The organism is Psychrobacter sp. CX10 (assembly GCF_057621575.2).
In genome coordinates this window covers 21,926-37,833 of record NZ_CM177736.1, presented here as the reverse complement: position 1 = coordinate 37,833, position 15,908 = coordinate 21,926, and the positions used below count along the sequence as shown (strand labels likewise).

Annotated in this window: 10 protein-coding genes; 6 read left to right on the top strand and 4 right to left on the bottom strand. The window is 41.1% G+C overall.

Annotation, left to right across the window (positions count from 1 at the left end):
* Nucleotides 1–60: 60 nt before the first annotated feature.
* The 5 genes from AC21OH_RS00160 (at nucleotide 61) to AC21OH_RS00140 (ending at nucleotide 6,646) form a co-directional block, all read left to right on the top strand.
* On the top strand, nucleotides 61–1,263 hold the full coding sequence (locus AC21OH_RS00160) for an acetate/propionate family kinase (protein ID WP_487370573.1): 1,203 nt from the start codon (nucleotides 61–63) through the stop codon (nucleotides 1,261–1,263).
* A 250-nt stretch (nucleotides 1,264–1,513) separates the two neighbouring features.
* The gene (gene pta / locus AC21OH_RS00155; protein WP_487370572.1) at nucleotides 1,514–3,661 is read left to right on the top strand and encodes a phosphate acetyltransferase; all 2,148 of its coding nucleotides are present in this window, start codon (nucleotides 1,514–1,516) and stop codon (nucleotides 3,659–3,661) included.
* Nucleotides 3,662–3,984: 323 nt separating this feature from the next.
* Entirely contained in the window at nucleotides 3,985–4,806 is an 822-nt protein-coding gene (locus tag AC21OH_RS00150; protein WP_487370571.1) for a nicotinate-nicotinamide nucleotide adenylyltransferase, read from the top strand.
* Between the two features lie 314 nt (nucleotides 4,807–5,120).
* Nucleotides 5,121–5,495, top strand: a complete 375-nt coding sequence (gene rsfS / locus AC21OH_RS00145) for a ribosome silencing factor (RefSeq protein WP_487370586.1) — start codon at nucleotides 5,121–5,123, stop codon at nucleotides 5,493–5,495.
* A 413-nt stretch (nucleotides 5,496–5,908) separates the two neighbouring features.
* Nucleotides 5,909–6,646 carry a pantothenate kinase gene (locus AC21OH_RS00140; RefSeq protein ID WP_486534774.1) on the top strand — a complete coding sequence of 246 codons (738 nt, stop codon included), beginning with the start codon at nucleotides 5,909–5,911 and terminating at the stop codon, nucleotides 6,644–6,646.
* Between the two features lie 376 nt (nucleotides 6,647–7,022).
* Here AC21OH_RS00140 and AC21OH_RS00135 read toward each other — a convergent pair whose 3' ends face one another.
* The 3 genes from AC21OH_RS00135 to AC21OH_RS00125 all read right to left on the bottom strand — a co-directional run bounded on the left by AC21OH_RS00135 (nucleotide 7,023) and on the right by AC21OH_RS00125 (nucleotide 12,230).
* Complete coding sequence (locus tag AC21OH_RS00135; RefSeq protein WP_487370570.1) at nucleotides 7,023–8,123, bottom strand: alkene reductase; 1,101 nt, start codon at nucleotides 8,121–8,123, stop codon at nucleotides 7,023–7,025.
* Nucleotides 8,124–8,587: 464 nt separating this feature from the next.
* The gene (locus tag AC21OH_RS00130; RefSeq protein ID WP_487370568.1) at nucleotides 8,588–9,856 is read right to left on the bottom strand and encodes an outer membrane protein transport protein; all 1,269 of its coding nucleotides are present in this window, start codon (nucleotides 9,854–9,856) and stop codon (nucleotides 8,588–8,590) included.
* A 181-nt stretch (nucleotides 9,857–10,037) separates the two neighbouring features.
* Nucleotides 10,038–12,230 (bottom strand): 2,4-dienoyl-CoA reductase FMN-binding domain-containing protein, encoded by a 2,193-nt coding sequence (locus AC21OH_RS00125; RefSeq protein WP_487370566.1) that lies wholly within the window; start codon nucleotides 12,228–12,230, stop codon nucleotides 10,038–10,040.
* A 403-nt stretch (nucleotides 12,231–12,633) separates the two neighbouring features.
* Between AC21OH_RS00125 and AC21OH_RS00120 the strand changes: the two genes are divergently transcribed.
* Complete coding sequence (locus tag AC21OH_RS00120) at nucleotides 12,634–14,316, top strand: AMP-binding protein (protein ID WP_487370565.1); 1,683 nt, start codon at nucleotides 12,634–12,636, stop codon at nucleotides 14,314–14,316.
* 241 nt (nucleotides 14,317–14,557) lie between these two features.
* Here the strand turns inward: AC21OH_RS00120 and AC21OH_RS00115 are convergent, their stop codons facing one another.
* A complete protein-coding gene (locus AC21OH_RS00115) occupies nucleotides 14,558–15,706 on the bottom strand; it encodes an aminotransferase class V-fold PLP-dependent enzyme (RefSeq protein ID WP_487370564.1) in 1,149 nt (382 codons plus the stop codon).
* Nucleotides 15,707–15,908 lie beyond the last annotated feature (202 nt).

Sequence of the window (15,908 nt, the reverse complement as noted above, 5' to 3'; positions counted from 1 at the left end):
TCATTCTACTTATTATTACAACCTACTTATTTATTACAATACAGTATTAAGGACGCTAATATGAGCAATACTATTATCACAAAGCCAACTTTGGTTGTTAATTGTGGTTCTTCTTCTATTAAATATGCACTTATTAGTCAAGACAATCAAAATCGTATTACTGGATTGGCAGAAAACCTTGGGCTTAATAATGCGCGCATTGTGCATAAAGACTTAGACGGTGAGAAGACAGAAGTAAGTGTCCCAGGTGCCAACCATAAAGCGGCTCTTATAAAAATTATGTCTTTATTGGGTGATCAATCCCCTATTGCAGTTGGACACCGCGTTGTGCATGGTGGACGAGAATTTAGTTCTGCCGTAAAGGTGACGCCGCACATCATCGATGAAGTGAGACGTCTAAAAGCCTTAGCACCTTTGCATAACCCTGCAAATGCCACTGGCATTGAAGCCGTTCAATCCATTCACCCCGATTTACCGCAAGTAGCAGTATTTGATACCGCATTCCATCAGACTATGCCCCCTAAAGCCTATCGCTATGCGATTCCAAAAGAGATGTATGAAAAACACTTTATTCGCAGCTATGGTTTTCATGGTACATCGCACGCGTATTTATCGAACCGCGCAAGTCAGCTCACAAACACTAAAGAGCCGCATGGATGGTTAGTCGCTCATTTAGGCAACGGCAGTTCGGTTGCTGCTATCTATGAGGGTCAAAGCTTAGATACCAGTATGGGCTTAACGCCACTAGAAGGGCTGATGATGGGAACGCGTAGTGGCGATGTTGACCCAAGTTTACACATTCATCTAAAACGTACCTTAGGGTTAAACTTAGAACAAATCGACACCATGCTAAATAAAGAAAGTGGTCTGCTTGGCGTATCTGGCGTCTCAAACGACATGCGCACAGTAGAATCCATTGCTAATGATGATACACATCCTGATCAACAAGATGCGAAGCTTGCTGTAGAGATGTTCTGCTATCGTGCGGGTAAGTACTTAGCGTCCCTATCTTGTGCTCTACCAGTGTTGACAGGTATTGTGTTTTCGGGAGGGATAGGTGAGAACTCAGCATCAATTCGTAATGGCATTTTAGACGTCATGCGCCACTTCAACCTAGATATCGATGCAGATAAAAATAACACCTTGTATGGCGGCGCTGAGGGCAGCTTTCATACTGAGTCTAGTCAGTATGAACTTTGGGTCATTCCAACCGATGAAGAATTTCGTATCGCTCAAGAAGCCAGAGAGGTTTTGGGTTTATAATCTAAGGTTCAAATAACAAAAGTTATTATTGAGTTCTTAGACTTGATTAACCAATTCAATTTTGATCGACAAATTCATAGTTGGCATTTAAGTGACTGTCATACATTTTGAATATGTATTTTTTATACTGTTGCTAATTCATTACAGCCTAGTGGCGCAATTATTAGGCTCATTTAACCATTAGACTTATATAATCATTAGACTCATTTAATCATTAGACTCATTCATCCAATAAAATAAGGAATCATTTATGCAAACCATATTACTCGTACCCACTAGTCGCGGTATCGGTCTGACTTCTGCTGGACTTGGTCTTATCAAAGCATTTGATTACTTGGGTATGAAAGCTGGCTTTATGAAGCCTTTTTTGCAAGATGACTCTAATGACTCACAACATACTTTAGACAGCTCAAGCGAGCTTGCCCGCCAAGCATTTAATTTGAACCCACCAGAATCTATACCGCGTGAAAAAGTTGAGCGGATGATGACGGATGGTAACGTTGATGACTTGATGGAAATGGTGGTTAACAACTTTGATAAGTTAGATAACGACTACAGTGTGGTTATTTGCGAAGGATTGGTAGCCACGGAAGAGGTGAGCTATGCCTCCGCGGTAAACTTTGCGTTAGCCACAGCACTTGATGCCAAAGTCATATTTGTTAGCATGGCCGATCTTGAAAACCCGAAACAATTGGCTGATAAATTAGATGTCCATGCGCGTATCTTCGGCGGACTAACGGGCGAGCGTACATTGGGCAGTATCTTAATGCGCGCAAAAAATGTTACTAATACGTTTGACACTCAGCCTGTAGCTCCCGGGGAAGCCAATCTTGAGCTTGATGAAGACTTTATAAAGGCCATGCAATCATACTCGCCAAGTTTTGCAACAGATAACTATCACTTAATTGGCGTGGTACCGTTCAGTAATACCTTATCCGTACCCCGTACTTGGGATATTGCCAAAGAGTTAAATGCCATTTGGCTCAATGAAGGTGATGCCAAACAACGCCGCGTGTTAACTACTAGCTTAACTGCCCGTACCATCTCTCGTGTTGGTGAGGTATTCAAAAGAGGTACTTTGATTGTGACGCCAGGTGATCGCGATGATTTATTACTGGCAGCGGCAATGGCCACCATGAATGATATACCTATGGCGGGTATTGTTCTCACTGGCGGTATTACTCCAAATGATACTGTGATTCAGCTGTGTCAACCAGCGCTACGTACTGGAATGCCAGTCATGAGCGTCAAAACCAATAGCTTAGAAACAGTGACAGATCTGGCCAATATCACCAATGAAATCCCTAAAGATGATATTGAACGCGCTGAAACGGTTACCCGCTTTGTTGCGGCGCATTTGGATCTAGACTGGCTAAAAGCGTACTTTGATCGAGACTACAAGCCACGCCTATCACCATCCGCGTTTCGCCATCAAGTGGTTAAAAAAGCACAAGGCGACAAAATGCGTGTGGTCTTACCTGAGGGTGAAGAGCCGCGTACTATTGAGGCGGCTGCAATTTGTCAAAGCCGTAACATTGCCCAGTGTGTCCTAATTGGTAATCCAGATGAAGTGGCGCAAGTGGCCAAAAACCGAGGCGTCGAGCTACCTGACGATATTGAAATCATTGATCCTGCTACTGTAGATCGCCAAAAATACATAGATGCTTTTGTAGAGCGCCGTAAAGGTAAGGCGACAGAACAAAGAGCCACCGAAGAGATGGAGGATAATGTCGTTCTTGGTACTACCATGTTGCATCTTGACGAAGTGGACGGTCTGGTATCGGGCGCTATCCATACGACTGCCAATACAGTTCGTCCAGCCTTTCAGTTAATCAAGACCGCGCCAGAATACTCTTTGGTCTCTTCTGTCTTTTTCATGTTATTACCTGAACAAGTGGTTGTGTATGGTGACTGCGCCATCAATCCAGACCCAAATGCTGAGCAATTAGCAGAGATTGCAATTCAATCTGCGGCGTCAGCCAAAGCCTTTGGCATCGAGCCTAAAGTTGCTATGATAAGTTACTCTACTGGCGCATCGGGCACCGGTGAGGATGTAGAAAAAGTGAAAGAAGCCACACGTATTGTACGCGAGCGTGCACCAAACTTATTGGTAGATGGCCCGCTTCAATACGATGCTGCTTCTGTGCTTAGTGTAGGTAAACAAAAAGCACCGGATTCCCCTGTGGCAGGTCAAGCCAATGTATTTATCTTTCCAGATTTGAATACGGGCAATACCACTTATAAGGCGGTTCAGCGTAGTGCTAACGTCGTGAGTGTTGGCCCAATGCTACAAGGGCTTAATAAACCTGTAAATGATTTATCTCGCGGCGCATTGGTAGATGATATTGTTTACACCATTGCGCTAACAGCGATACAGGCCAGTAGCCCAGACGTTTAATACGACAGTTTAGTGGTAAATAGGTCATCCGTATCTACATATACATGTCTTTATAGGCTATCGTATATTGTCTGATATTTAAGACTGATATTTAGAAATTAGCATTTTAAGACTGATAATAAAGGCTGGCAGTTTCGTCAGTCTTTTTAGTTTATTCCAAATCTGGAACTTAAAATGTCGTTTAAAACGCTTGAAAACGCTACAAGTATTGAGTTGAGCGAGTTTGACAAAAAATTATTGTTCAGAAAAGGTATTATTAAAAAATGACAATAGCTGTTTAATACAGCATCACACTTTATTGATATATATTGATAGAAAAGAGAATGACAAACGCCTTACCACACACTAAGTCTACATTGCATAACAATCCTAATGATTGCTTTTTACCCATGCGTTTGTATTTGGGTGGATCGTTTGATCCAGTTCATTTTAGTCACATTGAGATGCTCACGCATGTTTATACCGTACTAAATCAGTCATTAGCAGAGACTGGGCGAAGTTATAATCAAGCCGCTAAAATACAAGCTTGTTTTTTGCCGACTGCCCGCTCGCCTTTAAAGCAGAAGACAACCAGTCCCGAACACCGCTTAGCCATGCTAAAGCTGGTCACCAGTCTTATCAATAATCGTTGTGATATGCATCAAGATAGTCCTAATTTCACACACAGTTTAGTAAACGATACTGTGCCTAAGGCTATCTTTGAGGTGTGCGAATATGAACTGTGGCAAGAGCCACCGATCTATAGCATAGATACATTAAAACATTTGCAAAAATGCCATCCTAAAAGTAGTGTGATTTTCATTATCGGGGCAGATAATATTGCCAGTCTTCCTAAATGGAAAGAGGGTGATAAACTCACAGAACATGCCCATCTATGGGTAATGCCGCGTAATCATCTTCAGTCGCAAGGTGAGATTCTAAATTTGCTACCTGAACGTCTAAAGTGTCAGGTTACATCCTCGCCTAAGCCGCTGATGCATAAACAGTATGGTAGTATTTATATCGATACTTATAGTGTTCCGAGCATCTCTAGCAGTGCAATACGTCATGCAATAGCACAGTGCAGGTCAAATACTATACAATATATGCTACCATCGATAGTTTATGATTATATTAAAGAACATAAATTATATCTGCCTAGATAGCTGTCGATCTTCATTAATTTACTAATTAACTTACTAATTAACTTACTAATTGGCCTTGCTGATTACCCTTGTTTTTTAATTAATTGCCCTTATTTATAGTAAACTTTAGCAATAGTAAGCTTAAGCCCGTTTCATACGCCCAATATGCGCCCAATTAATAACGCAGCGCTGATTGAATAGGCACTATTATCGGCCTCAATAAATTCTATACAGCCCCATAATATAAATTTTATTAAAACCACGATACTATTAAATCAGACATATCCATATTTTATAGGACAATTATGAACCAAGAAAACAGTTCAAATGAATCAATGACAGATGAAAGATTACAGTATTGCCTTGAAGTGGTTCAAGGCGCACTCAGTGATATGAAAGCTAGAAATATCACAGTGATGAATGTCGAGGAATTAACCGACGTGATGGAATATATGGTCATCGCAGAAGGCACATCCAAACGTCATGTAAATGCAGTCGCTGATGAAGTCGGCGCCACTGCTAAAAAAGCAGGGTTTATGCCCCTTGGGCGTGAAGGTGAAAAAGACAGCGATTGGACGCTGGTAGATCTAGGCGGTGTTGTCGTTCACATTATGACAAAGCAAGCGCGCGAGTTTTATGATCTTGAAGGTCTATGGTCATCGCCTGAAGAACTTAAAAAGTTAGTGGCTCGTGATCTTAGTGAGCGTTAATTTCGCATTAATGAAACGCTAATTGCTAATTGAGCATTTAATAAGGCAATTTGGTTAATCCATTTATAAATCATTAGTAGCTCATATAGCGTATCAGTTATTCATATTTATGAACCGCTACTCTTATAAATTGCTATTTAAAAAAATTAAGACGCCTTTATAAGGTGTCTTTTTTTAGAACCGTACTATTTTGCTCTATTTGTTTCCTATAATTTTAATTATCATTCAATAGTTAAATAAGTCTAGGATAGTTACAAGGCAATCGAGTGCAAATGCGACTTGTAGCAAGTTTAGCGAGTTTGACGAAGATTAATTGTTTCAATAATTGGTTGTTTCAATAATTGGTTGTTTCAATAATTGGCTGTTTTAAATGTGAGACATTAGGGTATTTTTACTATAGACAAGGAGCGTTCATGGCAAAGCTTTGGCTCGACTTAGGTAACACTCGATTAAAATATTGGCTAACGGATGATGTGGGCCAGATTATCACCAGTGATGCCAAACAGCATCTCCAAGCCCCCGATGAATTATTAATCGGTTTGACGGATAGATTTCATAACCTTGCACCAGAATTTATTGGAGTCTCATCCGTACTTGGTCAACACCTCAATGCAGAGGTTGCTGAATCTCTAGCCAGCTTAGATGTTCCTTTTGAATTCGTACATGTAGATGCAGAGCATCACTTATTGACAAGTGATTATGACGCATCCCAATTGGGCGTTGACCGCTGGTTACAGATTTTAGGCGGCGTAGATAGAAAAAAGAGACAATGTATCGTGGGCTGTGGTACTGCTTTAACGATAGATCTGGTCGATAATGCACACCATGCTGGCGGTTACATCTTCCCCAGTATTTATTTGCAGCGTGAAGCGCTTATGTCAGGTACCAAGCAGATAAGTATCGCACCTGGCGTATTTGATAGTATTATTCAAGGCACAACCACGTCAGATGCCGTGCATCGCGGTATCTTATTATCGATAGTAGGCGCTATTAATGAGATTGGTCGTCGTCACTTAAATTATGAATTTATTTTGACGGGCGGTGATGCCCCTATCTTAGCGCAGCATCTAGCGCATCCCATTCATATACGTGAGAACTTACTGCTTAATGGGCTTATGCGGTATTTTGAGCAACAGTGTGCAGCTGATTGATTCAATAGTTCTTCAATGAAATAACTATCGAAGATGAGTACTCAAAGTTTATGCAAGTTTTCAAAGGTCAGTTATTGGAATCCACAGATTAAGAACGTTTATACGTTTTTAGACTCTCCTATCGTTTGTAAGTAGACGATATAAATAATCTATTTCTATAAAAAAAAGAGCCATACTTAACAATATAGTCGTAATCAGCATTGATAGACAAAGCAATTGAGTGCAAGTAAGAATAACATTAGCTCAACACGCTTAATGCCGCCACTTATATTTATCACTGATGATTAGCATTCATGCTTATGACTTATGTCTTTAATTAAAACTATAGTATGGCTCTTATTTAAGAATTATCGTTTATAAACAATTTGTTTATAAATTATTTATTCATATAGGGATAATCCGTATACCCTTTAGCCCCACCACCGTAGAACGTTTGTGGATGCTGCTCATTGAGTTCAGCGCCTTTTTGTATCCGTTCTGCTAAGTCTGGATTGGCAATATAGTCGCGTCCAAAAGCAACAGCATCAATATAACCATCTTCAATCATTTTTTCTGCTTTATCAGCTGTGTATCCGCCTGCGGCAACGATAGTATTGTCAAATGCTGAACGTAGTTTGGTTCTAAATTCATTAGAATAAGGCGTACCACCTGCCCAATCTGGCTCTGATAGATGTAAATACATTACATTCTTTTTGTTAATTTGTTTAACAAACCAAACGGCTTCTTCTTCATCATAGCCTGCTTCTACATTATTGAACGTACCCATTGGAGAGATACGAATACCCACATGGTTGTTATCCCATGCTTCAATACAAGCATCAATGACCTCAAGTATTAAACGAGCACGTTTCTCGCGGCTACCACCGTATTCATCCGTACGTTTGTTGGTATGCTCAGCCCAAAACTGATGTAATAAATAGCCATGCGCGCCATGTATTTCAACACCATCAAAACCCGCTTCTTTAGCGTTCTTAGTTGCTTGTCCAAAATCAGCAATGACTTGATGTATCTCCTCTATCGTTGCAGGACGCGGTTTGGTAGCGTCAACACGAATAGGCATACCATTATCATCACGTAAGGTGGTGCGAACACCCACTTCGATGTTTGATGCGGATATCGGCGCTTTATTTTCCGGCTGCACACTATTGTGGGCAACAAGACCAGTATGCCAAAGCTGTAGTACAATTTTGCCGCCTTTGGCATGTACCGCATCGGTGACAACCTTCCAAGCTGTGATTTGATCTTGAGTATGTACGCCGGGTGCGCCTGCATAGCCTTTAGCTTGAAACGAGACTTGAGTCGCTTCTGCAATGATGAGGCCTGCACCTGCTCGCTGTGAGTAATACTCTGCAGCTAATGCGGTCGGTACGTCACCTGGTTCAACAGCACGAAGGCGCGTAAGGGGCGCCATAAATATTCTGTTTTTAAGGGTATTTTCACCGACTTTAATGGTTTTAAATAATCTTTCGTATGCCATAATTTTTCCTTATTTTAAGTTATCAGCCATGTCTTTTATTACGTTGATAGCTCTTACAATTATGTCGTTAGCTTTGATGGGTCAAGACATTTTTTGGGCTTTTTTTTAGGCCATATTAATGAATGGTAGCTATAGTCAAGAAGTCTAAAATGGTAACAAGGCAACCGAGTTCAAGTACTACTCATTAAGTACTACCCATCAAGTACTACTCATGTAGGCCTAGAGAGGTCAACGCCGTAACCGTTTGGTAGTTCGCTGACTATATATTATGTGGCACATCTTTAATAATAAAAGGACAAGACTTAATCTAATTACAATACGTAATTAACCCATAATAAAAAACCCACAGCATGTGGGTTTAATTGATATTATAAAATCTTAGTAAGCTTTGATTTAAGTCTGGTAAGCTTGACTGTGGTTTAATCAAGAGTCAAATTCGTTTTTAAATTTAGTAATAAATTAGATTAGAAGTTATAGCCAAGTTTAACGCCTAGCGCATACCCTGTGCCGTCATCAAATTTTGCTAGTGTTCTTTCAGATAAGCTTTGATCAATAGGTAGTTTTGAATAAGCAGTACCACCTTCAAACCACAGATATTGCCCACCTGCTGAAATGGTTAAACTATCAGAAACGTCATAGCTGCCGCCAATTGCTAATGTTTTGACCGAATCATAAGGGCCTAGTAAGCTCAGTGGTTCTGCAGTGCCAGAATCATACCCCGCTCTAATCTCGCCAGCAAACTCTGGGGTAAACTGCTTGCCTAAAGCGATTTCAATACCATAAGCATCATCTTTATACTCGGCTAATGGCTCGCCCACTACCTCAGTAATGCCAGCGGGTGCAATATTAAACGCTGTCCATTCAGCCCAGCGCGCGTTTAACATACCTAATAGCTGATACTTTTCACTTAGACCCGTTTGAAAATCAAGATTAACAGATTGCGGTGTTTTAAAGGTTAAGCTGGTGTCTCCAAATTGTATGTCTGGTAGACCTATAAAACCCTTAATATCAGAAGGTATGTCGTTGTAATTCGTCGGTGCAAGTGGATTAAGTAAAGCGTTATCTACCAATAAGCTTTCGTGAGCTTGCAAACTATGCTCACCCTCACCGCGCCAAGTAACCGCCGCTCTCAACATAATCTCAGGCCTTTCGTAAGCAAAGCCTACGACGGGTATTTGAGTATCACTTTTTTTTTTGATTTCTAAATCATAGAATATGGGATTACCATCAAAGTTCTGAGCCAGTTCAACTGAACCTTCCGCTTCTTGGTACTCCATACCTCCATAGATCCAGAAATTATTGTTTATCTTACCGCCGCCTAATAAAGTTAAGCTGCGCGTATCTACTCGAGCTTCTGTGGTGCCCATATTATTACTAAATTCACTACCAGACTGATAAATGGTATCCACACCAAAAGGCTCATCATATATCAATGCTAAAGCAGTATTTGGCGTAGGCGCAACTTTAACCGCAGCGCCAAGAATATCAAAGTCATCCATCATGTCATCAATCTTTTGATTTGCTGCTGGGTTACCTATCCCGCCAGCAACATCGGTACCTTCAATCTCAATATCAACATAAGCATAGGTTGCTTCAGCATAGTTACCCGCTTCAAAAAAAGGCAATATTGATTGTTTGGTATACTCTAGGCCGGCTGCATTTGAAGCCGTGGTGAATGCAATACTTGACCCTATTGCTAATTTGATCGCAGTGTGAAGATGTGCTTTATACATAAAAATCCCTTTTTAATTTATTAAACAAATTCCCTTTTAGATCACCTCTAAAGTAAATACCTATATTGCTGATTTGTCAACGAAATGTAGAGTTAAATTAAACTGAACTAAAAAAGAGCTGTTATAAACAGCTCTTTTAATGGGAAAATAATGACTGGCTTATAGTAGGATAATCTTACTACTATAGTTTAGCCGCCAATTCAGCACCATCTCGTATCGCGCGCTTAGCATCAAGCTCCGCCGCTAACTTTGCACCCCCGATAATGTGATATTGAGTCCCTAGCTTTTTGACTTTTTTATTCTGATCACGTTTATAGTCCTCTAACTGGGGCATTAAATCATTAACTGATTCTTGACCTGCACAAACGACAATGTTATCAACTCGCAGTAGCTGACTATGACCCTGTGGGGTTGTTATCCATAGTCCTTCATTTGTCACTTTGTCATAAGTGACGCCTGGCAATTGCATGACACCATGCGACTTAACATGGGCTCGATGCACCCACCCAGTTGTTTTATTGAGTCCACTACCGAGCCGCCCACCACTACGCTGCATTAAATAAACCTGTCGTATGGGTGTGATGCCTTCTGGTTTTTGCAAGCCGCCATCGGTTTGATAGTTGACATCTTCATTCACACCCCACTCCTCCATCCACTCTTCAATAGACTGCGGTTCAGGGCGATAGCCTGGGTCTTTTAAAGTTTCAGGGCCTAACTCGTGCAGCGGTTGTCCATGCCGCGCTGTTAGATACTCACTCACATCAAATCCAATACCGCCTGCGCCAATGACTGCTACGGTATCGCCAACAGCTTTTTGACCTGATAATAACTCAGCATAGCTAATGACCTTTGGATTGTCCGCACCCTCAAGCTTACCTTCTAAGCTACGGGGTACTACGCCTGTTGCAACGACGACATGATCATAATCAGCGTCATCAAGCAACTCACTAGTGACTTTGGTGTTCAGTACAATCTTGACGTCTTGATGGTTAAGCTCATTGAGGTAATAGCGTGTCGTCTCAAAAAACTCTTCTTTACCTGGAACCACTTTTGCATAATTAAACTGACCGCCTAGGATGTCTCTGGCCTCATAAAGCGTTACGTCATGGCCACGTTTAGCAGCTATGGTAGCAGCAGACATACCTGCGACACCGCCACCCACAACCGCAATCTTTTTAGGATTCTTTGTTGGCTCATAAATCAGCTCAGTTTCATAGCATGCGCGCGGATTGACAAGGCATGTTGAGCGTTTGTTTTCAAAGGTATGATCCAGACAAGCTTGGTTACAAGCGATACAAGTATTAATTAAGTCACTCTTACCATCACGGGCTTTATTAACCCAATCAGGATCTGCAAGAAAGGGGCGCGCCATCTGGATGAGATCAGCTTGATCTGAAGCCAAAATACTCTCTGCTGTCTCAGGCATGTTAATACGGTTAGACGCCATCACTGGTACGTTGACATGCTTTTTGACTTCTGCAGTATAGTCAACAAATGTGGCGCGCGGCACACTAGTAACAATGGTAGGCACGCGTGCTTCATGCCAGCCAATACCTGTATTAATGATACTAACGCCATTGTCTTCAAGCGCTTTGGCCACGGTTATGACCTCATCCATGACGTTACCGTCTTTTACCAAATCAATCATAGACAAGCGAAATATAATTATAAAATCTTCACCGACCGCTTCACGAACGGCATTAACCACCGCGATTGGAAAGCGCATACGTCCATAAATATCACCGCCGTATTCATCTGTACGCTGATTGACATGACGTGATAAAAATTGGTTTAGAAGATAGCCTTCAGAGCCCATGATCTCCACCCCATCATAACCTGCTTGCTTAGCCAGCACAGCAGAACGCGCATAGTCTTCAATGGTACTCTCTATATTAGAGATACTCATTTGACGCGGTTTAAAGGGTGAAATAGGAGATTTTATTGGGCTTGCAGACACCACAAAGGGATGATAACCATAACGTCCACTGTGCAGAATCTGCATGATGATTTTACTGTCATGACGATGTACAGCACGCGTCACGCGTTGATGGTTGAATACATCGCCTTTATTATTCATGGTACCGCCGGCAGGTAACAACCATCCTTCACGATTAGGTGAGATACCCCCCGTAATCATCATGGCGACGCCGCCCTTTGCTCGCTCCTCAAAATAGGCGGCAAGCTTACCATAGTTATAAAAGCGATCTTCAAGCCCGGTATGCATTGAGCCCATGACAATACGGTTTTTTAACGTGGTATGACCTAAGTTTAGCGGTTCAAAAATATGGGGATAAGGGATGGTTGTCGCGGGAATTTCTTGATTGTTTTCATTATTTTGTGTGCTTTGGTCATTCGAGGTAGCTGCGGCTGCCATAAGAAATATCCTTATTAAAAGATGATGTATTGTTGATTAGAACTTAAAACTAACTCATGAATAACTAATTTGCTGACATACTAGTTACTCATACATTATTTAATTAAACGCACGCTTCTAAATGCAGGTTTTTTATATACAAATTATTGAGAACTTGTTAAAACTAAAAGACACTTAAAACCATTTAAAAAATTATAGGTTTATTATTGACCTTTTAAATTCAGTTAACATATACTCACTGAATATAGATGAATAATAGCATCGTATCATAAGATGAATAGATTAAGTCATGCAAAACTATGCTGTGACCGTCTCGGCATTTTAACATTACATACATAGGCTACTTTTATTCATAAACCATCATACCCCTACTCATTACTTTCTAGATAAAGGATTATCTATTATGACTGATTTTAATACTGGTCTAACTAAAAACCCTGCCAATCATCAACCTTTAACGCCAATACAGTTCATATCTCGTGCGGCTAGTGTCTACCCTAATAATACGTCGATTATTTATGATGATTTGCAGCAAACTCCTATTGTCTATACTTGGTCACAAACCTACGAGCGCTGCTGCAAGCTTGCCAATGCCTTACGCAAACTTGGTATAAAAAAAGATGATACTGTCGCCATAATGGCACCAAATACACCAGCCATGGTAGAAGCCGCTTTTGGCGTACCCATGTCGCAAGGGGTGCTTTGTACTTTAAATACGCGTTTGGATATTAATGCTTTAACCTTTTGTTTACAGCACTCAGAAGCCAAGCTATTAATATTAGACAGCGAGTTTTCAGATCATGCCGAATTGATTGCCGAAGCTTTTCCTAATTTGATGGTCATTCATTCGACAGATGCAGCGCTACCCAATGTGGAAGCTTTTGGCACCATGAATTATGAAGAGCTGATTCAATCAGGTGAATTTGACACGAGCTATCCGCTTGAACAGTTTGAAAAAAAGATGTATCCAAGCGATGAATGGGATGCTATTGCCTTAAACTATACCTCTGGTACGACAGGCAGACCAAAAGGTGTGGTTTATCATCACCGCGGTGCGACGTTAAATGCAGTATCGAATATCTTAGATTGGGATATGCCAAAACATGTGCCTTATCTATGGACATTACCTTTATTTCATTGTAATGGTTGGTGTTTTCCTTGGACTATTGCCGAGCGTGCGGGTATTAATATATGTTTGCGTCAAATTGACCCCGACCTAATTTTAAAATTAATCGCCAAATACGACATCACTCATTACTGTGCAGCGCCTATTGTCCACAATATGATTGCATCTGGTAAAGAGGAGTTAAAAGCTTTAATTCATCACACTGTGAATGGCTTTGTCGCCGGTGCGCCTCCATCAGAAGCCATGCTTGAGAAGATGGAAGCCATGAACTTTAACATTACTCATGTTTACGGTTTGACCGAAGTCTACGGACCTGTCACCATCTGTGCGGAGCATAAAGACTGGCAGGAGCTGTCCGTGGCGGAGCGGGCATCCAAAAAGTCTCGTCAAGGCACGGTATCCCACTTAATGGATGGCTTTGAGGTATTACAGCAAGGCACTAATGAGCCGGTAGCAGCCGATGGTAATGAGATGGGAGAGCTTGCGCTTAAAGGCAATATGGTGATGAAAGGCTATCTTAAGAATCCTAAAGCTACAGAGGAAGCCTTCGCTGGCGGGTGGTTCCGCACAGGTGATCTGGGGGTAAAATATCCTGATGGTTATATCAAAATAATGGACCGATTAAAAGACATCATCATCTCAGGTGGCGAGAACATTTCGAGTATTGAGATAGAAAATGCCCTTTATAAATTACCCCAAGTGAGTAGCTGCGGTGTGGTCGCCGCCTCTAATGAGAAATGGGGGGAGGTTCCTGTCGCCTTTATTGAAATAACCGAAGGCGCCACGCTAACTCGTGAACAAGTGATAGAGCATTGCCGCCAAAATTTGGCTAAATTTAAAGTACCCAAACATGTCATTTTTGCAGAGCTTCCAAAAACAAGTACCGGTAAAATTCAAAAATTCGAATTACGTACCGCTGCGCAGTCTATGGCCAATGAAGAAACCAAAGTCATGCATTAATAGATTAGGGCGTGCCTTTAGTCAGTGCTTTAAAGATCGGTGCTTTAAAAAATCAGTACTCTAAATTTTTGTATACTAATGATTGACAGGCCAAAAAACTGAAAACTTAGAATAAAACTAATCAATAAAAACTAAAGAATAAAAAACGCCAACATAACGTTGGCGTTCTTATTTAGAATTATTTTATTGCTATATATTTATCGCTATATATTTATCGCTATATAAAAGTTAAGCTAAATGTTTATTTAGTAGGTTGAACTTTATCTAATACAGTCTCGAAGCGTTCAACAGCCCCATCAACGTCAGTTAGCTTGTCTAATCCAAACAAACCTAAACGGAAGGTTTTAAAATTATCAGGCTCGCCGACTTGTAGTGGAACACCTGCTGCAATTTGCATACCTTGCGCGGCGAATGCACGACCCTTATGCATATCATCATCATCGGTATAGCACACTACAACGCCTGGCGCTTCAAAACCTTCAGCCGCCACACTTTGTATACCGCGATCATCTAATAAGTCACGAATGCGATTACCAAGCTCCCACTGAGCCTCTCTTAACGTCTCAAAACCAATCTCTTTGGCTTCTAACATCACATCACGGAACATACGTAGCCCATCAGTTGGCATAGTAGCATGATAAGCATGACCGCCATTTTCATAAGCACGCATAATGGTTAACCACTGTTTCAAGTCTAGACTAAAGCTATCTGATTCAGTCGCTTCTACTTGAGCAACAGCTTTTTCACTTAGCATAACCAAGCCAGCGCAAGGGGTGCTACTCCAGCCTTTTTGCGGTGCAGAAACGATGACATCGATTCCCAAAGCTTTCATGTCTAGCCATATACACCCTGATGCAATACAATCGATGACTAATAAGCCATCAACACTATGTACAGCATCTGCCAACTGCTTAATGTAATCTTCGGATAAAATCATACCTGAAGAGGTTTCAACATGCGGCGCAAATACCACAGCTGGCTTGTTTTTTTTAATTTGAGCCACAGCCTCTTCGATTGCAAATGGGGCAAATGGCTTTGGACTGTCCTCTCCTTCACCTTCATCGACTTGACGTGCTTTAAGTACAGGCACTGAGCGCGCGATATTGCCTCTTTCAAGAATTTGAGTCCATCGATAGCTAAACCAGCCATTACGTATGACCATACAATCTTTATCAGATGCCAGTTGACGGGCAATGGCTTCCATACCAAACGTACCTGAACCGGGAACAATAGCTACCGCATCCGCTGCATAGACTTGCTTTAGATTACTCGACAAATCATTCATTACTTGTTGAAAGACTTTCGACATGTGGTTTAAAGCACGATCGGTATAAACCACCGAATATTCTAACAAACCATCTGGATCAATATCTGGGCGTAATGCAGCCATACCTACTCCTTAATTTATAAAAATTTATTAGGGCGTGTCCCTATGTGGATTATGAGTCTAAAAATGAGATAGATTTTTGTCAAACACATGTAATTCCGAAGATAATATAGTCATATTAGCTACAAATTAGACTCAGTTTGGCGAAAATATAGCCATTTTTAGACCATAAATTATTTCATTTGCACATAGGGACACGCCCTAA